Annotated in this window: 20 protein-coding genes; all 20 read left to right on the top strand. The window is 69.2% G+C overall.

The window, feature by feature from the left end:
• Nucleotides 1-2: 2 nt before the first annotated feature.
• Nucleotides 3-776 carry a class I SAM-dependent methyltransferase gene (locus VFQ05_14560; GenBank protein HET9327986.1) on the top strand — a complete coding sequence of 258 codons (774 nt, stop codon included), beginning with the start codon at nucleotides 3-5 and terminating at the stop codon, nucleotides 774-776.
• A complete protein-coding gene (locus VFQ05_14555) occupies nucleotides 773-1894 on the top strand; it encodes a glycosyltransferase family 4 protein (protein ID HET9327985.1) in 1122 nt (373 codons plus the stop codon). Before VFQ05_14560 ends, VFQ05_14555 begins: the two co-directional genes overlap by 4 nt.
• On the top strand, nucleotides 1894-2880 hold the full coding sequence (locus tag VFQ05_14550; protein HET9327984.1) for a lysylphosphatidylglycerol synthase transmembrane domain-containing protein: 987 nt from the start codon (nucleotides 1894-1896) through the stop codon (nucleotides 2878-2880). Before VFQ05_14555 ends, VFQ05_14550 begins: the two co-directional genes overlap by 1 nt.
• Nucleotides 2877-5555 carry a DUF2723 domain-containing protein gene (locus VFQ05_14545; protein HET9327983.1) on the top strand — a complete coding sequence of 893 codons (2679 nt, stop codon included), beginning with the start codon at nucleotides 2877-2879 and terminating at the stop codon, nucleotides 5553-5555. The genes VFQ05_14550 and VFQ05_14545 overlap by 4 nt, the downstream gene beginning before the upstream one ends.
• Before the next feature lie 7 nt (nucleotides 5556-5562).
• Nucleotides 5563-6516, top strand: a complete 954-nt coding sequence (locus VFQ05_14540; protein HET9327982.1) for an NAD-dependent epimerase/dehydratase family protein — start codon at nucleotides 5563-5565, stop codon at nucleotides 6514-6516.
• The gene (locus VFQ05_14535; GenBank protein HET9327981.1) at nucleotides 6513-7475 is read left to right on the top strand and encodes a glycosyltransferase family 2 protein; all 963 of its coding nucleotides are present in this window, start codon (nucleotides 6513-6515) and stop codon (nucleotides 7473-7475) included. Before VFQ05_14540 ends, VFQ05_14535 begins: the two co-directional genes overlap by 4 nt.
• A gap of 2 nt (nucleotides 7476-7477) precedes the next feature.
• Nucleotides 7478-8164 (top strand): nucleotidyltransferase family protein, encoded by a 687-nt coding sequence (locus VFQ05_14530; GenBank protein HET9327980.1) that lies wholly within the window; start codon nucleotides 7478-7480, stop codon nucleotides 8162-8164.
• Nucleotides 8161-9210 (top strand): GHMP kinase, encoded by a 1050-nt coding sequence (locus tag VFQ05_14525; GenBank protein HET9327979.1) that lies wholly within the window; start codon nucleotides 8161-8163, stop codon nucleotides 9208-9210. The genes VFQ05_14530 and VFQ05_14525 overlap by 4 nt, the downstream gene beginning before the upstream one ends.
• Nucleotides 9191-10351, top strand: a complete 1161-nt coding sequence (locus tag VFQ05_14520) for a glycosyltransferase (protein ID HET9327978.1) — start codon at nucleotides 9191-9193, stop codon at nucleotides 10349-10351. Before VFQ05_14525 ends, VFQ05_14520 begins: the two co-directional genes overlap by 20 nt.
• Complete coding sequence (locus VFQ05_14515) at nucleotides 10348-11859, top strand: hypothetical protein (GenBank protein HET9327977.1); 1512 nt, start codon at nucleotides 10348-10350, stop codon at nucleotides 11857-11859. The genes VFQ05_14520 and VFQ05_14515 overlap by 4 nt, the downstream gene beginning before the upstream one ends.
• Nucleotides 11856-12764, top strand: a complete 909-nt coding sequence (locus tag VFQ05_14510) for a glycosyltransferase family 2 protein (protein ID HET9327976.1) — start codon at nucleotides 11856-11858, stop codon at nucleotides 12762-12764. Before VFQ05_14515 ends, VFQ05_14510 begins: the two co-directional genes overlap by 4 nt.
• On the top strand, nucleotides 12761-13612 hold the full coding sequence (locus tag VFQ05_14505) for a class I SAM-dependent methyltransferase (protein ID HET9327975.1): 852 nt from the start codon (nucleotides 12761-12763) through the stop codon (nucleotides 13610-13612). Before VFQ05_14510 ends, VFQ05_14505 begins: the two co-directional genes overlap by 4 nt.
• Nucleotides 13609-14571, top strand: a complete 963-nt coding sequence (locus VFQ05_14500) for an energy transducer TonB (protein HET9327974.1) — start codon at nucleotides 13609-13611, stop codon at nucleotides 14569-14571. Before VFQ05_14505 ends, VFQ05_14500 begins: the two co-directional genes overlap by 4 nt.
• Nucleotides 14568-15632: a glycosyltransferase family 4 protein gene (locus tag VFQ05_14495; GenBank protein ID HET9327973.1), complete on the top strand. Its 1065-nt coding sequence runs from the start codon at nucleotides 14568-14570 to the stop codon at nucleotides 15630-15632. Before VFQ05_14500 ends, VFQ05_14495 begins: the two co-directional genes overlap by 4 nt.
• The gene (locus VFQ05_14490; GenBank protein HET9327972.1) at nucleotides 15625-17028 is read left to right on the top strand and encodes an oligosaccharide flippase family protein; all 1404 of its coding nucleotides are present in this window, start codon (nucleotides 15625-15627) and stop codon (nucleotides 17026-17028) included. The genes VFQ05_14495 and VFQ05_14490 overlap by 8 nt, the downstream gene beginning before the upstream one ends.
• A gap of 17 nt (nucleotides 17029-17045) precedes the next feature.
• On the top strand, nucleotides 17046-19118 hold the full coding sequence (gene asnB / locus VFQ05_14485; GenBank protein ID HET9327971.1) for an asparagine synthase (glutamine-hydrolyzing): 2073 nt from the start codon (nucleotides 17046-17048) through the stop codon (nucleotides 19116-19118).
• Nucleotides 19118-20245 (top strand): glycosyltransferase, encoded by a 1128-nt coding sequence (locus VFQ05_14480; GenBank protein HET9327970.1) that lies wholly within the window; start codon nucleotides 19118-19120, stop codon nucleotides 20243-20245. Before asnB ends, VFQ05_14480 begins: the two co-directional genes overlap by 1 nt.
• Before the next feature lie 13 nt (nucleotides 20246-20258).
• Nucleotides 20259-22700 (top strand): hypothetical protein, encoded by a 2442-nt coding sequence (locus VFQ05_14475; protein HET9327969.1) that lies wholly within the window; start codon nucleotides 20259-20261, stop codon nucleotides 22698-22700.
• The gene (locus tag VFQ05_14470; GenBank protein HET9327968.1) at nucleotides 22700-23407 is read left to right on the top strand and encodes a polyprenol monophosphomannose synthase; all 708 of its coding nucleotides are present in this window, start codon (nucleotides 22700-22702) and stop codon (nucleotides 23405-23407) included. The genes VFQ05_14475 and VFQ05_14470 overlap by 1 nt, the downstream gene beginning before the upstream one ends.
• A 4-nt stretch (nucleotides 23408-23411) precedes the next feature.
• On the top strand, nucleotides 23412-24158 hold a 747-nt coding region (locus tag VFQ05_14465; protein ID HET9327967.1), incomplete at its 3' end, for a two-component regulator propeller domain-containing protein.

Genomic DNA, 24158 nt, shown 5'->3' with positions numbered 1-24158 from the left:
ATTTGGCGCGCGCCTCCACCCTCGACCATTGGGAGTCCTACTGGCGAGGCGTCGGGGACATCGAGTCGACGTACTCGACCGGCGAGCGCCTCGCCCGCGAGATCCTGGCCGACGGCCCGGTCGCCGGTCACGCGGTGCTCGAGGTCGGCGCCGGATCGGGACGGGACAGCCTGGCGCTGGCGCGCGCCGGAGCGACCGCGGTCGTGCTCGACTACTCGCCGGCCTCGCTCGACGTGGTCCGTGGCCTGGCGCGACGCCACGGCTTGACGGTGCACCTGGTGCAGGCCGACGCGCTCGCCATGCCGTTCCGCGACGGCAGCTTCCAGGTCGTCTTCCACCAGGGACTGCTCGAGCACTTCCGCGATCCGCGACCGCTGCTGGTCGAGAACGCGCGCGTGGTGAAGCGGGGTGGCCGGCTGGTGGTCGATGTGCCGCAGACCTGGCACCTCTATACCGTGATGAAGAAGGTGCTGATCGCCTTCGGGAAATGGTTCGCGGGGTGGGAGACGCAGTTCACGGTCGGGCAGCTCGAGCGGCTGCTGGCATCCACCGGGCTGCGCGTCCGCCGCAGCTACGGCGACTGGATGGTGCCCGGCTTGTGGTACCGCGTCACCCGCGAGGTCTTGCGCCGCGGCATGAACGTGCGCCTGCCGCTCGAGCCGCGTGGTCCCGAATGGTGGGCAAGCGGGTGGGAGAGCTTCCGGCGCTCGCTGCGCGGCCGGCGCTGGACGCTCTCGACCTGTCACGTGATCGGCACGGTGGCCGAGCGGCCGTGAGCTCGGGCCGACGGCTGCTGGCCGTCAACTTCCGGGATCCCGCTCATCCCGAGGCGGGAGGCGCGGAGCTCCACCTCGAGTGGATCCTGCGCGAGGCCGTGCGGCGAGGGTTCGAGGTGACCTGGCTCGCCAGTGGATTCAAGGGCGGCAAGCCCGAGGCGGAATACGAAGGCATGCGGATCGTGCGGCGCGGGGACTGGTGGAACTTCAACCTCATCCTGCCCGGCGTCTTCCGCCGCGAGTTCTCGTCGCCGCCTCCGGATCTCGTCGTCGAGGACATCAACAAAGTCCCGTGCTTCACCCCCTGGTGGACAACGAGTGCGACGTCGGTGATCGTTCCTCACCTGTTCGGCGCCACCGCGCTCCAGGAAGCGGGTGCTTTGCTCGGCATCTACGTGGTGGCGCTCGAGAGCCTGATCCCATGGGTCTATCGCGGACGGCGCTTCGTGGTGATCTCCGAGAGCACGCGTGACGATCTGGTGCACCGGGGGATCCCGGCCGATCGGATCGAAGTCGTTCACTGCGGCCTGGATCATGGGCTCTATCGCCCGGAGCCGGCGGTGAAGAAGAGCGAGCGGCCGACGATCGTGTTCGTCGGACGCCTGCGCCGCTACAAGGGACTCGACTGGGTGCTGCGCACGCTCCCCGACGTGATCGCCGCCGTGCCGGGCGCGCGGCTGGTCGTGCTCGGCGACGGGCCGTTTCGCCAGTCACTCGAGCGCACCGCTCAGCGCCTCGGGATCGCGAACGCCGTGGAGTTCCACGGCTTCGTGAAGGCGGCCGACAAGGTGCGATGGATGCGGGAGGCATGGGTGCTGGTGCAGCCTTCGCCCAAGGAGGGCTGGGGGCTCACCGTGGTCGAGGCCGGAGCGTGCGGCACCGCGGTGGTGGCGACCGACGCGCCGGGATTGCGCGACTCCGTGAAGAAAGGCGAAACCGGCCTGCTGGTGCCCTACGGCGACCGGCGCGCGCTCGCCGAATCCTTGTCGGAGGTGCTCACGAACGCGGCGCTGCGGGACCGTCTGGCGAGCGCGGGTCTCGCCTGGGCCCAGCGCTTCCAGTGGCCCGATTGCGGAGCGCGCTCGCTGGACGCGCTGCTCCCGGAAGGAGCGCGCTGATGGCGCTCGGGCGGCGTGCTCTGCTGATCGCCCTCAAGGTGGCGTTCAGCTTCGCCTTGATCGCCATTCTTCTCTGGCGTATTCCGCTCGAGCGCGTGGCCGATGCGCTGGCCGCGGCCGACCCGCGCTGGCTCATGGCCGCGGCGGCCGTCATGCTGCTCAGCAACCTGCTCGGCTCGTATCAGTGGTGGCGGCTGCTGCGGGTGGCGGACATTCGCATTCCGCTGTGGAAGGCATGCGCCTACTACCACATCGGTCTGTTCTTCAACAATTTCCTGCCCGCCAACATCGGCGGCGACATCGCGCGCATCGCGGATTCGTCGCGTCACGGCGCCTCGACGGGCGCGGCCGTCTCGGCGGTGATCATGGATCGCCTCATCGCGACCATCGCGCTCGCCGGTCTGGCGCTGGTCACCACGCTGCCGGCGGTGGATCACTTCCATCTGGTGATGGCGTACGCGAGCCTGGTTGCCTTCTTCGTGCTCAGCGTGTTCCTCCTGTGGGGACTCTTCCATACGCGGCTGCTCCAGGCCATCGAGCGCGTGCTGGGCAGGATCGGCCTTGGCCGGTTGTCCCCGCACCTCGAGGAGTTGGCGCTTAGGCTCGAAGCCTATCGTGGCGCCCGCGCGTTCCTGGCACGCATGCTGGTTCTGGCGACGATCACGCAGCTCATGCGGATCGGCGTCCACGCCTTGGTCTCCCGCGCGCTCGGACTCCAGATTCCGCTCCAGTACTTCCTGCTTTTCGTGCCGCTCCTGGCGGTGATAGTCTCCCTGCCCATTTCACTCAACGGCTTGGGCTTACGCGAAGGAGCCGGCGTCCTGCTCTTCGGTCTGATCGGCGTGGATCGCCCCCGGGCGTTCTCGTTGCAGTTCCTGACATACCTCGTGGCGGTCGCCGTTAGCCTGCTCGGCGGCCTCGCGTACCTGATCCGAATTCCTCAGCGCCGCGCCGCGGCCCGGAGCCTGGAGAGAAACGCCGGATGAACGACAAGCGCGCCGCGGCGGCTGTGGACCGGCCCGAGCCGGCCTCCACGCTGCCCAAGAGCCTCGAGCCCCAGCAGCGCCCCGGGACGATCGAGAAACAAATCGGGCTCGCCGCCGGCATCCTGGCCTTCCTGTGGGCCGCGATCGTCTACTTCATCACGCTGACGCCGACGGTGCCTTTCTGGGATTCGGGAGAGTTCATCGCCGTCTCCCAGATCCTCGGCATCCCGCACCCGCCCGGGACTCCTTTCTACGTCCTGATCGGCCGCATCGCCACGCTCGTGCCGTGGGCGTCCGTGGCCCAGCGCGTCAACGGACTCTCGGCTCTGGCCTCGGCGCTGGCCGTGATGGCCACCTATTTCGTCGGTTTGAGGCTGATCCGGCTCGCTCAGGGCAAGGAGCGCACCCGGACCGACGAGTGGATCGCGATCGTCGGCGCGTTCGCCGGCGCACTGCTGCTCGCCTTCTCCGACTCCTTCTGGGAGAACTCGATCGAGGCCGAGGTCTACTCGTTGATGAGCCTCGCGCAGATCCTGGTGCTATGGCTGGGGCTCAAGTGGTGGGAAGCGCACGAGCAGACGCCGACCGCCGGGCCGCTCCTGGTCGCGGTCTACGTGATGTGGCTTTGCGTCGGCCTCCACCTCGGCGTCGGCATCATGGGAGCGCCGTTGCTCGCCCTGGTGTGGGTGGTCGACAAGCGCGCAGGCCTCCTGTTCACGATGCCATTCATGGCGCTGCTGCTGATCGTCAAGGGTCTCGAGTTCATGGCCGGCGGCGTGCTTGGGCTGCTGGCCGGGACGTTTCTGGTCTACGCCAGCCAGCGCAAGCTGTCGATGCCGGTCGCGGTCGCGAGCGCGATGGCTTCCCTCTACTGCATGTCGGTGGCGTTCGGTGAGAAGGACTTCTCGACCGGCACCGCGGTGGTCGCGATCGCCGCGGTCTTTGTGCCGCTCTTCCTGCTGTCGCGGCGCACTCGTGAAGGCAAGATCATCCTGCTCTCGCTGGCGCTCATGGCGATCGGCTACTCCACCCACCTCTACCTGCCGATCCGCGCGGCCCAGCGCCCCGCGATCAACGAAGGCAATCCCTCCAACTGGGAGCGCATGCGCGACCTGCTCGAGCGCAAGCAGTACGGTCCTTCGAGTCCCTTGGAGCGGCGCGCGCCGCTCATGGTGCAGCTCGACAAGGAATTCTGGCGTTACTTCTCACGCCAGTGGCCGCTGTTCCCGACCGACCGGGTGTGGGGGAGCCTGCTGCCGTTGCTGCTCGGCGTGGCGGGCGCCGCGTACCAGTTCCGACGAGAACGAACATCCTTCCTGGTGACGTTCGTGTTCGTCGGGCTCACCACGGCGGGCATGATCGCGTTCCTCAATTTCACCGATCACGAAGTCCGCGAGCGCGACTACTTCTTCCAGAGCGGGTATCACGCCTACGCGCTGTGGATGGCCCTCGGCGCGGCGTGGCTGCTGCGCTGGGTGTCGGACTCCTTCGCCGTCGAGAACGCCAAGCGGGCGGCACTGGCGGCCACCGCGGCGCTCATGGTGGTCCAGCCGATCCTGGTGATGAGGAACCTGTGGTACACCCACGACCGTCGCGGCAACGAGGTGGCGCGAGACTACGCCTACAACATGCTGGCGCCGCTCGCTCCGAACTCGTACGTGTTCACCAACGGCGACAACGACACCTTCCCGCTCTGGTACATCCAGCAGGTCGAGAACTTCCGCAAGGACGTGCGGGTGGTCAACCTCAGCCTGCTCAATACCGACTGGTACATCTACCAGCTGCGCGACGAGGAGCCCAAGGTTCCCATCACGCTCAGCAACGAGGCCATCGACCAGCTCGGCGCGGGCGCGGTCCAGGACGCTTCCGGAAACGTCATCTACACCAACCAGTACATGGTCGCCCACATCATGAAGGAGAACCGCAATCCGGACGGGAGCTGGAAGAAGCCTCCCTACTTCGCGGTCACGGTTCCCGAGCACATGGGCTTCGACAAGTACTTCTCGCTCGAAGGCCTGGTCTATCGCGTGAACGGCGACACGCTCCAGCCCGATGTGGATGTGGCGCTCACCCGCCACAACATGTACGAGCTCTTCCGCTACAACGGATTGTTCAGGAAGGACGGCTCCTGGGACAGCACGGTGTTCAAGGACGAGAACGCGGCCACGCTGTCCCGCAACTACGCGGCGGCGCACATGCAGCTGGCACTGGTGTACGAAAAGGCCGGCGATTTCCCGCGCGCGATCGCGGAGCTGGAGCGCGTCGAGCGCATGTTCCCGGGCTACGTGGACGTGCTGGTGCCGCTCGGACGGTTCTATCTCCAAGCCCGCGACACCCTGGGGGCGGTGCGGCTCTTCGAGCGCCTGACGGCGCGCGTGCCCAACAGCTCCGAGGCGCACTACTACCTGGGCATCACGCTCATGTTCAATCAGCAGCGCGACCGCGCGATGAAGGCGCTCGACCGCGCGATCCAGCTCGACCCGGAGAACTTCTATGCCTACCTCGCCGCGTACTCGACGCTGAACGACGTCGGGCAGCGTGAGCAGGCGCTGACCTATCTCGAGCGCTGGCTCCAGCGCCACCCCGAGGACAACGAGACCCGTCAGCTGGTGGAAGGCCAGCGCGGCGGCTCATCGGTCCCGCTCCCGCGGCCGCCGCTTCCGGGCGGACCCTAACGCTTCCATGTCCCATGCGCTGGTGACCGGGGCGGCCGGATTCATCGGCTCGCACTTGGTGGACCGCCTGCTCGCCGAGGGCGTGACGGTGACCGGGGTGGACTGCTTCACCGATTACTACGACCCCGAGCTCAAGCGCCGCAATCTGGAATCGGCCCGCGATCATCGCGCCTTCCGAATGCTCGAGCTCGATCTCGGCAGCGCGGACCTCGACGTGCTGCCGGACGTGGACGTGGTGTTTCATCAGGCGGCGCAAGCCGGAGTCCGCGCCTCGTGGGGGCGCGAGTTCGCGATCTACGCGCACCACAACGTGCTCGCCACGCAGCGGCTGCTCGAGCGCTACCGGAACGGCTCGCTCCAGCGCTTCGTCTACGCGTCGTCCTCGTCGGTGTACGGCGAGGCCGAGCAGTATCCGACACCGGAGGATGTGCTGCCGCGCCCCATGTCGCCCTACGGCGTGACCAAGCTCGCGGGCGAGCACCTCGCCCTGCTCTACGGGAAGAGCTTCGGGGTTCCGGCAGTGGCGCTCCGCTACTTCACGGTCTATGGTCCCCGCCAGCGACCCGACATGGCGTTCCACCGCTTCTGCCGCGCGCTGCTCCGCAGGGAGGAGATCACGGTGTTCGGGGACGGCCGTCAATCGCGGGACTTCACTTACGTCGACGATGCGATCGAGGCCAACGTCCTGGCCTGGCGCCGTCCGCAGGCGCAGGGTGTGTACAACGTCGGCGGGGGCTCGCAGGTCGAGGTGCTCGAAGCGATCCGCATCCTCGAGACGGCGCTCGGTGTTCAAGCGCGGCTCTCGTTCCAGCCGCGGGCGCTCGGCGATCCACTTCGCACGCGAGCCGAAAACACCCGTCTGCGCGAGGACTTCGGCGCCGTGCCCCGAGTGACGATCGGCGAAGGGCTCCCGCGCGAGGCGGAGTGGGCCCGGACGCTCTATGCCGGGGCGCGCGAGTGACCCGCCTCGGTGTCTCGGCGGTGATTCCGGTCTACGACGAGGCGGATAGCCTTCGCGAGCTCCATGCCGAGCTGGTGCGCGCGCTCGAAGGCCTCGGGCGCTCCTTCGAGATCGTCTACCTCGACGACGGCTCGCGCGACGGCTCCGACCACGTGATTGCGGAGCTTGCGGAGCGCGATCCGCGCGTGCGCGGGCTCTCGTTCCGGCGCAACTTCGGCAAGTCCGCCGCGCTCGCGGTCGGTTTCCGGATGGCGCGCGGGGATTGGGTGCTGACCCTCGACGCCGATCTCCAGGACGATCCCGCCGAGCTCCACAAGCTGGTCGTGGCGCTCGAGGGCGGGCTCGACCTGGTGTCCGGCTGGAAGCAGAACCGCCAGGATCCCGCGACCAAGACGCTGCCGTCACGGCTCTTCAACGCGGTCACCGGCATGGCCGCCGGCATCCGGCTGCACGACTTCAACTGCGGCTTCAAGCTCTACCGCCGCGAGGTGGTGGAGTCGATCGAGGTCTACGGGGAGCTCCACCGTTTCCTTCCCGCACTCGCGCACTGGCGCGGATTCCGCGTGGGCGAGGTGGCGGTGCGCCATCGCGCACGGCGCTTCGGGAAGAGCAAGTTCGGGGCGGCGCGGTTCGTGAACGGCTTCCTCGACCTCTTGTCCGCCGCGTTCCTCTCGACCTCCGCGTTGAAGCCGCTTCATCTCTTCGGGCGCATCGGGCTCCTGTTCCTGACCGTCGGGATCGGCATCGGTCTGTTCTTCGTGGCCTTGTGGTTCACCGGCGATCCGATTCGCGTGCGGCCGCTCATGTTGTTCGGCGCCGGCCTGGTGCTGCTCGGGATCCAGCTCATCCTCATGGGGCTCCTCGGCGAGATGATCGCTCGCATCCATGCGCCGCGCGCAGACTACCCGGTGCGCGCACGCTATAACGTGGCCCGCGAGCTCGAAGGAGTGCGGGATTGAGAGTGTTCGTGCTCGCGGGGGGCCTCGGGACCCGTCTCGCGCACGCGATCGGCGATCTGCCCAAAGCGCTGGCGCCCGTCGCCGGCCGTCCGTTCCTCGAGCGGCAGATCGGCTGGCTCTCGGGCCAGGGCCTCGGCGACATCGTGCTGTGCGTGGGACATGGCGCGGAGCAGGTGGAGCGAGCGTTCGGCAACGGAGAGAAGCTCGGGGTCCGGCTCCAGTACTCACGCGAGACGCAGCCGCTCGGCACCGCCGGAGCGCTCGCCCAGGCGCGGTCGTTCTTGCTCGGCCCGAGCCTGGTGATGAACGGCGACACGCTCGCCGAGCTCGATTTGTGGGCGCTCGAGCGCGCCCGCTGGGAGCGCGGGGCGGTGGGTGCGCTGGCGCTCTTCCGGCTCGACGATGCGCAGGCCAGCGGGCGTGTCGAGTGCGATGACGATGGCCATGTGACCCGGTTCGTCGAGAAGGACGCCGGCCATGTGGGCCCGGCCTGGGTGAGCGGCGGCTGCTACGCGTTCGGCCCGGAGCTGTGGGATGCGCTTCCTTCCGGAGCCTCCTCGCTCGAGCGCGACGTGCTGCCGGGGCTCGCGAGCGCCAGGCAGCTCGTCGGGCACGCGGCCGAAGGCAGCTTCTGGGACATCGGGACCCCGCAAGGCCTGGAGCGCGCCGAGCGCAGGTTTGCTTCGTGAGCGACCGCGCCTATTTCCGCGCGCGCGCGCCGCTGCGCCTGAGCTTCTGCGGCGGCGGCACCGACGTGTCGCCCTATCCGGAGGAGCACGGCGGCCTGGTGCTCGCGGCCACCATCAACCAGTACGCCTACGCCTCGCTCTCGCCGCGTCGCGACTCGCGCGTGACGCTGGCCAGCCTCGACTACGACATGTCGGTCAAGTACGACCACCCGCGGGGGCTCGCTTTCGACGGCCAGCTCGACCTGCTCAAGGCCGCGATCCGCGCGCTCCAGGTGAAGCGCGGGCTCGACCTCTGGGTTCACTCCGACGCGCCGCCGGGATCAGGGCTGGGATCGTCGTCGACGATGATGGTGGCGCTCATCGGCGTGCTCTCCGCGTGGCTCCAGCGTCCGCTCTCGTGCGACGAGACCGCGGAACTGGCGTATCGGGTCGAACGCGTCGACCTCGGGCTCGCCGGCGGCCGCCAGGATCAGTATTCGGCGGCGTTCGGAGGATTCAACTTCATCGAGTTCCATCGCGACGCGAACGTGGTGAATCCGCTGCGCGTGCAGCCGGGCGTGATCCGCGAGCTGGAGTACCGGCTGTTGCTCTGCTACCTGGGGCAGACCCGGCAGTCGGCGCGCATCATCGAGCGGCAGACCGAGAACTACCGCGCCGGGAGGAAGGGCACGGTGGAGGCGCTCCACGATCTCAAGCAGCGGACGCTCGAGATGAAGAAAGCGCTGCTGCTCGGCGACGTCGACGCGATGGGGGAGCTGCTCCACCAGGCGTGGACCAGCAAGAAGAAGCTGGAGCGCGGCATCTCGAACACGCGGGTCGACCGCCTGTACGCGCTGGCGCGCCGCGAAGGCGCGATCGGGGGCAAGATGCCGGGCGCCGGCGGCGGCGGGTATTTCCTGCTGCTCACCCGGTTCGACCGCAAGCACCGCGTGGCGGCGGCGCTCGAGAAGCACGGCGCCCAGGCGGTGCGGTTCCAGTTCGAGCCGCACGGGCTCGAGACCTGGTCGTCCCGCCACTCCGGAAGGCGTGCGCGACGGGCGCGCTGACGTGCGCATCGCCCTGGTGGGACCGCTCCATCCCTGGCGCGGAGGGATCGCTCAATATCTCGGATTGCTGGGAGAGACGCTCGCGCGGAGCGCCGAGGTCCGAGGGGTGACGTTCACGCGCCAGTACCCCGAGATCCTGTTCCCGGGCAAGAGCCAGCGCGACGAGGCCGCCGAGCCGCCGAGCTTCGAGGTGGCGGCGCTGCTCGATTCGATCGGGCCGCTCTCGTGGGGGCGCGCGGCGCGCCACCTCGAAGCCTTCGCACCCGGCCTGGTGATCCTCAAGTGGTGGCTGCCGTTCTTCGCGCCGGCCTTCACCGGCGCGGTCGGTCCGCTGCGCCGACGCGGCACCCGGGTGGCGCTGGTGTGTGACAACCTGGTGCCGCATGAACGGCGGCTGGGTGATGGGTTCCTCACCCGGCGGATGCTGCGTCACTCGGATGGCTATCTGGTGATGTCGGAGAGCGTGGAGCGCGACCTCGATCGCCTGAAGCCCGGGGCGATCCGGCGCCGGGTGCCTCATCCGCTCTACGCGCAGTTCGACCGCGGCCGCTACACGCGCGAGAGCGCGCGCCGGAAGCTCGGCGTCGAGGGCGAGGTGGCGGTGTTCTTCGGCTATGTGCGCCGCTACAAGGGGCTCGACATCCTGCTCGAGGCCTGGCCGCGCGTGCGCGAACGCCGTTCGGTCACGTTGATCGTGGCGGGGGAGTTCTACGAGGATGCGTCGCCCTATCGCTCGCTGGCAAGGTCGGCGGGAGATTCTGCGGTGAAGCTCATGGACCACTACCTTCCGGACGACGAGGTCGAGGCGCTGTTCAAGGCCGCCGACGTGGTGGTGCTGCCGTATCGGTCGGCCACGCAGAGCGGCGTCACCCACGTGGCCTACGCGCTCGGCGTGCCGGTGATCATCACCGACGTGGGGGGGCTCGGTGAAACGGTGCGCGCCGAGGAGACGGGTCTCGTGGTGCCGCCCGAGGACCCTGGCGCCCTGGCCGACGCGGTCGTGCGCTTCTTCGCCGAAGGTCTCGGGCCTCGCCTGCGCGCCGGCGTCGAGGCGGTGCGGCGCGCGCATTCGTGGGAGAGACTGGCCGACGAAGCCTTGGCACTCGGCGATCAGCTGGCGCCGGATCGGGGCTGGCGATGAAGGGCCTGATCGCGACCACGCGCTGGATCGGTGTCTTCGCCTTCCTGGCCTACGTGCTGAGCGGAGGCGGCCGCGTCGTGGGCAGCGACGAGGTCAGCATGCTGGAGCTGTCGCGCAGCATTCTCCACGGACGGCTCGACATTCCGGCCGGCGCGACGCTGGCCGGTCCCGACGGCCGCCACTACACCAAGAACGCCGCCGGCCAGGCCGTGCTCGCGCTGCCGCTGGTTGCCGCGGCCGAAGGCATCGCGGCGGTTTCTGGTCTCGACGGGCTGCGGCGCACGCTGGCCGTGCGCTTCATCGCCTCGTTCTTCAACGCATGGGTGGTCGCGCTGCTGCTGGGCGTCTTCTATGGAGCGGCACGGGGACTTCAGATAAGGCCGCGAGCGGCGCTGCTCGCGACCCTGATGCTCGGATTCGCCACGCCGCTCTGGGTGTACGCGAAGAGCTTCATGGCCGAGCCGCTCCAGGGACTCGGCCTGCTGCTGGCGCTGGCCGGCAGCGCGAAGGCGGAGGATCCCAAGGCGCGTTTCATCGCGGCCATTGGCTTGTTCCTCGCGATCTCGGTCAAGGCCAGCATGCTGCCGATCGCGCTCCTGTGCATCAGCCCTGTGCTGATGGCGCGGCCGCTCCGCGACACGCGTCCGCTCGCCATCGCGTTCGCGCTCGCCGTGGCCGGTCATCTCATCTACAACGGGGCGCGCTTCGGCAATCCGCTCGAGAGCGGCTACGGCGCGCAGGCGACACCCGCGGCCTACACCACGCCGCTCCTGATCGGCCTCTATGGATTGCTGATCTCCTCGGGCAAGGGCGTCCTGTGGTTCGCGCCACCGCTATGGCTCGCGCCGCGCGGCTGGAAGACGATGTGGCTCAAGCCGCCGGTGGCGCGGCGGGCGGCGGTGGGAGCGATGCTCGCATTCGGCGCGGCGCTGGTGCTCTACGGCACCTTCGAGCACTGGGCGGGTGACGGTTCGTTCGGACCACGCTATCTGGTGCCGCTCCTGCCGCCCGCGTTCCTGGCCGTGGCGTTCGCCCTCGATTCCACATCGCGCGCGATCCGCGCCGCGGCGCTGGTGCTGGGCGCGCTCGGGCTGGTGGTGCAGCTCGGCGGCGTCTCGATCCACTTCGGCGCCCAGATGCGCGAGGCCGGCGATTATCCGTACACACGCGCGCTCGACGATCCGCGTTTCATGAGCGACAGCCACTTCAATCCGAGCTTCAGCCCCATCGTTGCTCACTGGCGCATGCTGTCGCGCAATGTGGCCGAGCACGCGCGCGGCGAGGTGCCGCGGCTCAGCGGCCGAGGCCAGATCGACGAGCGGGTGGGCATCGGGCGCGGCGACCAGGCGCGCATGCTCCACGCGCTCGACTTCTGGTGGCTCTACATGCTCTACGCCGGCCTCCCGGTGTGGCCCATCGCGCTGATGATGGTGCTCCTGATCGGAGGCATGGTCTGGGCCGCGCTCCAGCTCCAGGCGGCCGTGGAGGCGGAGGCGCGCCAGGCGTGAGCACCGTGGCGGTGGTGGTGCTCAACTGGAACGGTCTTGCCGACACGCGCGCCCTGCTGCCCACGCTCGCCGCCTGCCGCCTGCCGGCCGGCTGGGACCTTCTGACCATCGTGGTCGACAATGGATCGACCGACGGCTCGGCCGCGGCGATCGCCGCCGAGTTCCCGAGTGTCACTCTGCTCGCCCTCCCCGAGAACCGCCGCTTCGCGGGCGGCAACAACCATGGACTGCGCCACGCGCTCGAGCGCGGCGCCGACGCGATCATGTTGCTCAACAACGACACACGCGCCGATCCCGGGCTGATCGAGCGCCTGTTGATGGCGCTGGACGAGGTGCCGGACGCCGGCGCCGCCGGACCGCTCATCTACTTCGGCGCGCCGAGCGCGCGCATCTGGTACGCGGGTGGAAGGCTCGAGCCGTGGCTCGGATGGGCGTCGCATCGCGGGGTCCACACCCTCGATCATGGACAGTATCGCTCGCTCGAGCGCACCGGTTACGTGACCGGCTGCTGCCTGATGGCGCGGCGCAGCGCGTGGGAGAAGGTAGGCCTGCTCGACGAGGGCTATTACATCTACGCCGAGGACTCGGATTGGTGCCTGCGCGCGCGCGCCGCGGGGCTCGAGCTCCTGTTCGTGCCGACCGCTCGTCTCTGGCACCAGGTTTCCGCGTCGAGCGGTCAGGCGAGTCCGTGGAAGATCTATCACCGGCTGCGCGCCAACCTCAGGCTGTTCTCCACGCACGCGCGCGGCCTCGCGCGCCTCACCTGGCTGCCCGCGTTCCTCTTGTGGCAGCTCCTGCTCATGGGCTGGCTGCTGGTCCGCGGCCACGGCGCCGCGGCCATGGCGGTGCCGCGCGCCCTCGGCGACGCGCTGGCGGGCAAGCCCGCGGGCGAGGCGATGCCGTGACGATCGAGGTCGCGCAGTGGATCCGCAAGCCCGCGTTCGGGCCGCTCGAGCCGCCGCTCTTCCTGCGCGAAGTGATCGCCACTGCGCCGCCTTCGATCCGCGTGCTCGACGCGGGCTGCGGTCCAGGCTCGTGGCCCTACGCGGACCGCAGCGATCTGCGCATCACCGGTTTCGACATCAAGTTTCCACCCGGTCCACCGCCGCGGACCGCGAACGTGTCGGCATTTCGCGGCGACCTGGCCCGGTTGCCGATTCGCGACGGGGTGTTCGACCTGACGGTCTGCCACTACGTGCTGGAGCACGTCACGGAGCTCGAGCCCTGCTGCGACGAGCTGGCGCGCGTCACCCGTCCGGGAGGCATGCTCTATGTCTCCGTGCCGCGCGCCGCGGCGTTCGACGACCGGCTCTACCGCTTCGCCGGTTACTTCGCCAAGTACGCGCTGCTCAAGTTTCGCAAGCGGCTCGAGCATCAGCAGCGCTTCGACCAGGAAAAGGTGCTGAGCCTGTTCGAGAGCCGAGGCTTCGAGGTCGAGGCCATGGCGCACGTTCCAGCCGGGTTCTCGTGGATGAACGATCCTCGCACCAAGCCGCTGCAGGGCGCGTTCACCGACGTCGTGGCGTGGCTCCACCGGTCGACCGGCATCGATCTGGCAGCGGACGCGAACTTCGTGATGACCTTCCGCAAGAGCGGGATGCCCGGCGTCCATCGTGAGCCGGCCATGCGCCGAGTCACCCACGTGTGCCGCGCGTGCGGGGAGCACGCCGTGCTCGATCCGCCGCAGCCGTGGCCGACGCGCTGGACCTGCCCCTGGTGCGGGGCGTCGAATCCGTTCGGAAGGCCGCGATGAAGCAGGCGCTGTGGAACGCCGCCGTGGCGCTCGGGGCCATGACCTCTCCGGCAATGGCGGCGGCGCCGAGGCCGATCCACACACCGGCGGCCCAGTACCCGTCATGGGCGATCGGGAGCGGAATCAGCACGGAGGTGGAGCTCCGCGTGCTGATCGGGCGCGAGGGAATCGTCCGCACTGCGAAAGTCGTTCCTTACAACGTTCGGCACGACATCCTGACGCGCGAGCTGCGTGCCTCTTTCGACAGCGCCGCGGTCCGCGCGGTGCGGCGATGGACGTTTCGGCCGGCCACCGAGGGCGATCGGCCGGTGAGCGTGTGGTGGACCCTGCGCGTGCCCTTCTCCGATCCCGAGAACGAACCCGCGTCGGAGGATTCGGCCACGTGGATCGTCGACACGCTGGCGAGGGTCTCGCCCGAGCCGATCGAGCGGGAGGAAGCCGAGTGGCCGGTGGCGGTTTCTTACGGGTGTCGAGGGCGCGTCACGGTGCGGATCTTCCTGGGCCCCGATGGACGAGCATGGGCGGTGAACGTGTCACGGTCGGCGCTCAGCTGCCAGGATCCCAGTCTGCGGGTCGCGGCCGAGTCTGCGGTGTTGCGGGCGGCGCGCCGCTGGCGCTACGAGGCAGGCGAGCACGAGGGCGATGCGGTCCCGGTCGTCTTTCGCGTTCCTTCGCCGCGGACCGATGTTCCGGTGGTGGTCGGGTGCGTGCGAGATTCGGCCACCGGAAGACTGCGCCCGGAAGCCGAGATCTTCGGTCGTGGCGAAGGACACGCGTTCGGGATGACGGATGACCATGGATGGTTCGTGCTGCGAGGCAGGGCCGCCGCCGAGCCCAGGCTCCGCGCGCTGGAATCCAGTCCGTGCCGTGCAGGGGGATTCCGGCAGGTCCATCCGTGGAAGCAGCCCGGCGACGAGGTCACGCTCTACACGGCTCGCTGCCGGGGCGGCCTTCGATGAGCCTGCGCGTGCTCCATGCGCCCGCCGAGATCGCGGGGCAGGCGTCGATCCTGGCACGCGCACTGCGCGATCTGGGCGTCGACGCGCATTCGCTCGCCTACAACCCCGGCTTCCCGCAATACACGCCCGACGAGATGCGGCCCTACGACGCCCTGCCTGTGTTCCCGCGCTACGCGGGATATCTGGCCAGCTTCCTGCGCCATGCCGGGCGCTACGACGTCTATCACTTCCATTTCGGCCGCACCCTGGTGCCACCTCACAATCCCGACCTGCCGCTCTACAAAGCACTCGGCCAGAAGGTGGTCTTCCATTATCACGGCTGCGACATTCGCAATCGCGCGCACATGCTCGCGACCCACACGCATGCCACCTGCACCGAATGCGATCCCTTCTGCCATCCCGGGCGTCAGCGGATGATCCGCGCCGCGGCGAGACGCTTCGCCGACGCCGAGCTGGTATCGACCCCGGATCTGCTCGAATCCGCGCCCCGCGCCATGCATCTGCCGGTCGCCGTCGACCTCCCGGGCTATCCGTTCACGCCGTCCTCCGGAGCTCCGCGGCTCGTGCTTCACGCGCCCACCAACCGCCTCATCAAAGGCACGCGCTACGTCGAGCGCGCTTACGAGGCCCTGCGCCCGCGGTTCGGCGCGGTGCGCTTCGAGACCGTGGAGCGGGTGCCGTGGGCCCGGCTGCGCGACCTCATGGCCGGGGCCGACGTCGTGGTGGACCAGGTCTTCATGGGTTGGTACGGCATGGTGGCGGTCGAAGCGATGGCGATGGGGAAACCGGTGCTGTGCTTCATCCGCGACGACTTCGAGCCACGACTCGTGGATTGCCCGATCGTTCGCTGCACCAAGGAGAATCTGGCGGAGCAGCTCGCCGAGCTGCTCGACGACGAGCCGCGCCGCCGCGCTCTGGGGGAGCACGGTCGCGCCTACGTCGAGCGCGAGCACGCCGCACCCGTTCTCGCCCGGCGGCTGATCGGGCTCTACCAGTCGCTCGATGCGGGCGAGCGGCCGGTCGCTCGGGCGGCCGACTCGGAATCCGGCACGCATGCGTGAGGCGCTCAAGCGGCTGACCGCCGAGTCGCTGGTCTACGGCCTCGGCCAGGTGAGCGGACGCGCCGTCCAGCTCCTGATGGTGCCGATCCTCACCCGCGTGCTCACGCGCGACGTCTACGGCGTCGGCGATCTCGTGCTGGCCTATGCCCAGTTCGCGGTGGTGTTCCTGGTGTTCGGGATGGACGGGGCGCTGGTGCGCTTCTTCTACCAGGAGGAGAGCCGCGAAGCGCGCCAAAGGATGGTGGCCACGTCGCTCCTCTTTCGCCTCGCGCTCTCGGTCGTGGCCGCGCTGCTGCTGGCCGGCCTGGCGAGCGTGCTGGCGCCCGCCGTCATCGGCTCGGCGGCGTATCGCAAGTACCTGGTGATCGGCGCGGTCACGCTGCCCTTCACGCTGCTCACCTTGTTCGCCAACGACGTGCTTCGCGTCACCTTTCAGCCGCAGAAGTTCATCGCGCTCAACTTCGTCCAGACCGTCGCGACCGCCGCGGTCTCGCTATGGCTCGTGCTCGAGCGGCAGCTCGGCGTCGCCGGCGTGCTCTACGGCAAGCTCGCAGGCGATCTGGCGGGAGCCGCGCTCGGACTGGTGCTGATCCGTCACTCGATCGCGCCGGCGTTCGACGCCGCCGTGCTGCGGCGCATGGTGGCCTTCGGCGCGCCGCTCGTGCCCGCCGCGCTCGGCTATGGCGTGGTCGGCGCCGCCGACCGCTTCTTCCTCCAGCAATGGCACGGTCTGGGCGCGGTCGGCACCTACGCGGTGGCGGTGAAGTTCTTCGCGGTCGCGATGATGGGCGTGTCGGCCTTCTCGCTCGCGTTCTTTCCATTCGCGCACGCGCGGGCCACCGCTCCCGACTCACCCGGACTCTTCGCTCGCGTGTTCTCGCTCTACGTCGCGGTCGCGAGTCTGCTCGCGCTCGGGATCGGCGCCTTCGCCCCCGAGATCGTGGCGGTGGCGGTGCCGCCCGAATATCAGGACGCGGGAAAGCCCGCCTTGATGCTCACCTTTGCCGCGGTCGCGTACGGTGCGTACTATGTCGCCTGTCTCGGCATCCAGCTCGCGCTCAAGACCCACTGGCTCGGCTGGACCGCGGCAGCCGCGGCGGCTGTGGCGGTCACGGCCAACGCGTGGCTCGTCCCGCGGGGCGGTGTGCTGGGAGCGGCGGAAGCCACACTGCTCGGCAACGTGACGCTCGCGGTGTCCACGTATCTCGTCGCGCAGCGCGTGCACCGGCTGCCGTTCCGGGGCGCCAAAGCGGCGTTGCTGTTCGTGACCGCGCTGGGACTCGCGATCGTCGCCCAGCACGCGTCGCCGACGCCGGCCGGCTGGACGATGAAGCTGGGCGCCATGTTCGGACTGATCGCGCTGGCGTTCGCGCTGCGCGTCGGCCGCGAGCGCTGAGGAGGAGGGAAGCGCCGATGTGTGGCATCGCCGGACTGTTTCGGCTCGATGACCGGATCGACCTCGGTCGCCTCGGCCACATGTCCCACCTGCTGCGCCACCGCGGCCCGCACGACGAAGGCATGGTGCTGATCGAGCCGCGCTCCGGCCACACGGTGACGCTGGGCGGCCCCGACACGCCCGCCGAGGCCTACAAGAGCCCGCATCCCTACGCGCCGGGACGCCATCACGGCCCGGCCGATGCCGCCCACGGGGTCGGGCTCGCGCACCGGCGGCTCTCGATCGTCGATCTGTCGCCGGGTGGTCACCAGCCGATGTGCGGCCACGACGCGAGGCACTGGATCACCTACAACGGCGAGATCTACAACTACATCGAGCTGAAAGCCGAGCTCGAGTCGATGGGCGAGCGCTTCACCAGCGCCAGCGACACCGAAGTCATCCTGGCCGCGTACCGGCGATTCGGCCACGACGCTTTCACGCGCATGAACGGCATGTTCGCGATCGCGCTGTGGGATGGCGAGACGCGCGAGCTGATTTGCGTGCGCGACCGCCTCGGCGTCAAGCCGTTCTATTACCAGTGGGACGGCCGAACCTTCGCGTTCGCGTCCGAGCCCAAGGCGCTGGTCCTCACCCAGCCGCACCGGATCCTGCCGCGTCTGGCGGCGGTCCGCGACCTGGTCGCGCTCGACTGGGTGGACCACGAAGCGCAGACCTTCTTCGAAGGCGTGTGGCAGCTGCCGCCGGGCCAGATGCTCGGGGTCAGCGAGCGCGGCTTCTGGGTGCGCCGCTGGTGGACGCTCGATCCCGAGCGGCGCGCCCAGGGCAGCCCGCGCGAATGGCCGGAGCGCTTCGCCGAGCTCTTCAGCGACGCCGTGCGCCTCCGCCTGCGCGCCGACGTGGAAGTCGGATCGTGCCTCTCCGGAGGCATCGACTCGAGCGCGGTGGTCACCACCGCCTCGACGCTCGCCTCGCAGCCGCTCCATGCCTTCACCTGCGCTTACGACGAAGGCCCGGCGTTCGACGAGCGGCCGTACGTCGCCGCGACGGTCGAAGCCAGCGGCGCGATCTCGCACATCATCGTGCCGGACGGCGCCGACCTGTGGCCGGTCCTCGACCGGCTCACGTTCCAGCAGGACGAGCCGACCGCAGGTCCGGGGGTGTACTCGCAGTGGAAGGTCATGGGCCTCGCGCACGAGGCCGGACTTCGTGTGCTGCTCGACGGACAGGGTGGCGACGAGACGCTCGCCGGATACGAGCGCTACCTCCCGCTCCGTCTGCGCGACCTGCTGGCCGGCGGCGATCTCCCGGGCTTCGCGCGGCGCTTCGGCGACGTGGCGCGGCGGCTCGGTCCGACGCACGCGCTGGCGCTCACGCTCGAGGCGTGGATCCCGCGCGGCCTGTTCGCGCCGCTGCGGCGCACCTTCGGCCAGGGCAAGGATCGCGTTCTCGGCCCGTCGCTGAGGGCCCTTCCGGGACGTCGTGCGCTGGAGGCGCCCAAAGGCTTCCGCAGCGCGGTGGCTCGCCAGCAGGCGTTCGATCTGCAGCAGCGTCTGCTGCCGTCGCTGCTGCGTTACGAGGATCGCAACAGCATGGCGTTCGCGATCGAGACGCGGCTGCCGTTCCTCGACTACCGGATGGTGGAGCTGGCCTTCTCCCTGCCGGACGAGGCCAAGCTGGACGGGAACGCCACCAAGGCGATCCTGCGCCGCGCGCTCGCAAGCCGGATTCCCAAGCCGGTGCTGAACCGCCGCGACAAGATGGGATTCGAGACGCCCACCGATGTGTGGCTCCGCAGCCGGTTCCGCAACGAGCTGCGCCATCGGCTGCTGACCCCGGGACCGCTCCACGACTGGATCGAGCCTGAGCCGATGCGGGCCGCGCTCGACCAGTATCTCGCCGGGCGGCCGATCGGGCTCCAGGTGTGGCGCTGGCTCTCGCTGGAATCCTGGGCCCGACAGTACCTGGCCGTGGATCCGAGGGTCGTGGAGAAGCCGCCGCGCGTCTACATGCATCCCGGGCTGCACCTCAACTACGAGCAGGTGATGGACGACGTGTCGCGCGAGCTCCAGGCCCAGGGCGTGCAGACGTAGTGGATCTCGTCGTCCTGGCCGAGGTGCGCTGGGGCTACTTTCGAACGCGCAAGCAGTTCCTCTTGTCCCGCTTTCCCGAGCGCTGGCGGATCTTCTACGCACAGCCGCCCGCATTCGGCGCCGACGATCCGTGGTCGCCGCGCGTCGAAGGACGTGTCACCTACTTCACCGTGCCTTTCCTCAAGACTGCAACGAAGAGCGGCCTCTACAACGCGGCGGCCAGCACCGCGGCGGGCCGCTCGGCGATCGAGTGGGGCGCCGCGCGCTGGCTGCTCTCGCGGTTGCGGTCGCTCGAGGTCTCGCCGCGGCCGGTCGCTCTGGTCTCCAACATCTATGCTCCCGGGGCGCTCAGGGCGCTCGGCGCGCGCGCCGCGTTCTACGATTACAACGACAGCCCCTTCCAATTCGCGGGCGTGCCATCCTGGGCTCATCGGTACTGGGAGCGCACAAAGGGCCAGATCGACACGTTCTTCGCGGTCTCGGAGCATTACCGTCAGCAGCTCGCCGCCGAGAGCGACAAGCCGGTGATCACCATCGGGAACGGGGTCGAGATCGACCACTTCAGCGTCCCCCGTCCGGTCCCGCCCGAGCTCGAGGCCCTGCCCCGGCCGCGAATCGGCTACGTCGGGCTCCTCTCGCACTTCCTCGACTTCGAGGTGCTCGAGGCCCTGCGACAGGCCCGCCGGGGGGGAACCCTGGTGCTGGTGGGTCCTGGAAATCCGGCGACCGATCGCGCCGTGGCCGAGCTGTCGGCCCGGGAAGGCGTTGCGGTGCTTGGCCCAAGGCCCTATGCGGAGGTCCCCGCGGTCATGCAGGCGCTCGACGTGGGTGTGATACCTTTCCGGGCGCAAGATCGCTACGTACAGGGTATTAACCCCAACAAGGTCTATCAGTACCTGGCCGCCGGCTTACCCACCGTCACCACGCCCGTGCAGGATCTCGATCCCGTTTCCCCACGTCTTCAATACGCCGCCACCCCTGCCGAGATGACTGCGGCGGTGGGCCGCGCCCTGGATGCCGGCGTGGACCCGGAGTCCTGCCGCGCGCTCGCCAGACCCCACGACTGGTCGGGTCTCGCCACTCGCATGGTGGACGAGATCGAGCGCACGCTCGCGCTCCGGAGCTGACCGAGCGGCTCGCATGGCGAAGACCGTCACCAAGGCTCGGAAGACCCGCGCGGCGCCTCGCTCCTTCACGCTGACCACCCGATGGGCGGCCGCGCTGCTCGGGCTCCTGACCGTTCTGCTGTTCCACCAGGTGGCGCTCGAGGGCCAGACCTTCGTCGCCCCCGACGCGACGGCGCCGGTGGGATTCGTTCGCATGGGCGAGCAGTCGCTCTACCAGCAGCGCGACTATCCGTTGTGGAACCCCTTCGTGTTCCTGGGCATGCCTTCGTTCGCCAGCGGGGCCTACAACCCGCTGATCTATCCGCCCGACTGGCCGCTGGCGCTGATCGCCAAGGTGCTGCCGCTGCCCGATCTCACCTGGCTCCTGCTCTACTACTTCCTCGGCGGGCTCTTCTTCTTCCTGCTCGCGCGCGAATGGGGCGCGCGCCCCGAAGGGGCGCTGCTCGGCGGTGTGGCATTCATGTTCGCCCCGAATCTGGTGGCGGTGGGATCGCACGGGCACGGCAGCCAGCTCGTCAACTCGGCGTACATTCCGCTGCTCCTGTGGCTCGCCACCCGCTGGCTGCGGCGCGGGGGACTGCATCACATCGGCTGGCTGGCGCTGGCCGGCGGATTCCAGATGCTGCGCGGCCACGCGCAGATCGTGTTCTACTCGTGGCTCGCGATCGGGCTCTACGCGCTGATCGAGGTGATCGGCGGCGTCGTGTCGAAGCAGGCGCCCGCCGACGACCCGCCGGTCACGCCCGTCACGCGGCTCCTGCGCGCCGCCGGCCTCGGCGCGGCGATGGCTCTGGCGTTCGCGATCGCCGGCTTCTACAACCTTCCGCTGCGCGACTACGCCCAGTACTCGATCCGCGGCGGCGGAGCGGGTGGAGGCGTGGGCATGGATTACGCGACCGCGTGGTCGCTCTCCGGCCGTGAGCTGCCGACCATCGTGATTCCCGGCGCGGTCGGCTTCGGCGGTCCGACCTACTGGGGGACCATGCCGTTCACGGACTACCCCAACGCCTACGTCGGCATGATCACGGTGGCGCTCGCGTTGCTCGGCTTCCTGACCTGGAGCCGCTCACGCGCCTTCGCGCTCGCGCTCGGCGTCGCGGCGCTCGCGATCTCGTTCGGCAAGCATCTCCCATTGTACGGATTCCTCTACGAGCACCTGCCGCTGTTCAACAAGTTCCGCGTGCCGGTGATGATCCTCGTCCTGTTCCAGGTCTCTGCCGCTCTCGGCCTGGCGTGGGGCTGGAGCGCGTTGCTCGAAGGCTCCGCCGCGAATCCGCCTCCCGCGCGCGTCTCTCGCGGGCTCCTGATGATCGGCGCGGCGCTGCTGATCGTGCTCCTGGTGGGCGGCATGGGCCAGGGCGCGTGGCGCGCCGGCTACGAGAAGGCGGTGCAGCTTGCGCGTCCCGACTTAGCGCCCCAGGCGGGGGAGATCGCGTTCCGCGGATTCATCGCCGACCTGATCCGGGTCTCGCTGCTGGCGCTGGCGACGCTCGCGGTGGGCTGGCTCGCCTTGCGTCGCAAGCTGCCGGCGATCCTCGCCTCGCTGATGGCGCTCGTGCTGCTCCTCATCGAGATCTGGCCCGTGAGCGCCCAGGTGGTCGCCCCGGTCATCGGACCGCGCGTCGCGCGCATCCTCGAACAGGGTCGCGACGACGTGGTCGAGTTCCTGGAGAAAGCAGGCCCGCAGGGCACGTTCCGGATCTGGGCGATCGAGGAGATCCAGAGCAACCGCTTCGCCGGCTTCGGCATCGCCTCGATCGGCGGCTACCACGCTGCCAAGCCGCGCCTCTACCAGGACCTCGTGGACGCCCTGGTGATCCCGAGCCCACAGGCGCCCACCGCCTTCAGCCTGTCGTGGATGCGGCTCCTCAACATCCGCTACGTGGTGAGCCCGCAGCCGCTCGAGGTCCCGTGGCTGCGCCGGGCGTACCAAGGCTCGGCCATCGTGTTCGAGAACGAAACCGCGCTGCCCCGGGTCACCGTGCTCGGCGCCTATCGTGTCGCGCCGACTGCGCGCGCCGTGCTCGACTCCATCACCTCCGAACGCTACGACGTTGGCATCGGCACCTGGCTCGACAGCGATCCGCGCGTGAGCGTCGGCGGCGCGGCCGTGGCCGCTTCCGGGCGCGCCACGATCGTCGACTACCGGCTCAACCGGGTGACGATCGACGTCGAGACGCCGGCGCCCGCGATCGTGCGGCTCGCCGACATGTGGTACCCGGACTGGGTGGCCACCGTGGACGGCCGGCGCACGCCGGTCCTCAAGGCCGACTATCTGCTGCGCGCCGTCGCGGTGCCCGCAGGGCGTCACCGCATCGAGTTCCGTTTCGAGTCCAGGGCCGTGCGCATGGGTTTGCTGCTCTCCGCTCTTGGACTCGTCGCGTCCGTGGCGCTGCTGCTCGCGGGCGTGATCGCGCGTCGCCGCGTGGCCGCGCCTCGAGCGGAGGCGGCGTAGTGGAGAAGCTCGTGATCATTCCCACGTACAACGAGCGCGAGAACATCGGGGTCCTTCTCGACCAGCTGCTCGCGCTTCCCTACGGGCTGGAAGTGCTGGTCGTCGACGACAACTCACCGGACGGCACGGCGGCCTTGGTCGATACGCGAAAGGCGAGCGATCCGCGCATCCACCTCCTCCAGCGCCCGGGAAAGATGGGCCTCGGATCCGCCTACCGCGACGGGTTCCGCTACGCGCTCCGGCAGGGTGCTCAGTACGTGTTCGAGATGGATGCCGACTTCTCCCACGACCCGGCCGCGATCGGAGCCTTCCTCGAGAATGCGGCCGAGGTCGATCTGGTGCTGGGCTCGCGCTATCTGAACGGCAGCGTCACGGTGGTGAACTGGCCGCTCTCGCGCCTCATCCTCTCGTACTCGGCCAACGTCTACGCCAGATGGATCACGGGCCTTCCGGTGTGGGACACGACCGGCGGATTCAAGTGCTTCCGCCGGAAGGCACTCGAGGCCGTGAACCTCGACCGGGTGAAATCGGATGGCTACGCCTTTCAGATCGAGATGACCTACAAGGTGTGGAAGCGAGGATTTCGCATCCGCGAGATCCCGATCACCTTCGTCGATCGCCGCGCGGGCGTCTCCAAGATGAGTCGAAGGATCGTGTGGGAGGCGCTATGGATGGTGTGGCGTCTGCGCTTTGGCCCGATGGAGTAGATCGATGCGAATGCCCGCTTTCCTCATGGCCGCTCTGACGCTCGCCGGCGCCGCGGGGACGGCGGGCGCCGCGTCGTCACCCGGGGCATGGACCACGTTCGTTCGTGCGCGCCAGTTCACGGCGCTGCTGGCTGATTCCGCGCAGGTGTGGGGCGCCACCGCGGAGGCGGGACTCGTGCGATGGGATCGCGCCACCCAGGCCTTGTCGATCATTCGGCGTGAGCCCGGGACCATCGCGAGCAACCGGCTCACTTCGATCGCGCTGGATCGCAGCGGACGGCTATGGGTCGGCACGGAAGGCAATGGCGTCAGCCGGCGCTCGGCGGACGGCCGCCGCTGGGAGGTGATGAACCTGCTCGACGGTCTGCCGTCCGATTCGGTGCGCGTGCTCGAAGCCAATGGCGACACGCTGTGGATCGGCACCACGCGCGGCTTCTCGCTGTGGAACGGCCGTCAGGTCTCGGGCTCCCTGCCGGACAAGGGCCTCACCGTCTCCTTCGACACGACCTTTTCCAGCCCGTCGGTGACCGGCGTCGCCCTCCAGCGCGACACCCTTTGGCTGGCGACACGCCGCGGCATCGGGCTCGCGCGGATCAGTCATCAGCTCTCGGACTGGCGGCCCGTCAATCAGGGATTGCTGGACACCGACATTCGTGCGCTCGCGTTCGACGGCGTCGACCTCTTCGCTCACGCCGGATCGGATGTCTATCGCTGGCGGCCGGACTCCTCGAGCTGGTCGCTCGAGCCCGGA

Source organism: Candidatus Eisenbacteria bacterium, assembly GCA_035712145.1.
Taxonomy (GTDB): Bacteria; Eisenbacteria; RBG-16-71-46; order RBG-16-71-46; family RBG-16-71-46; genus DASTBI01.
The sequence above is the reverse complement of the archived record's forward strand: the minus strand, read 5'-3'. Positions and strand labels throughout refer to the sequence as shown.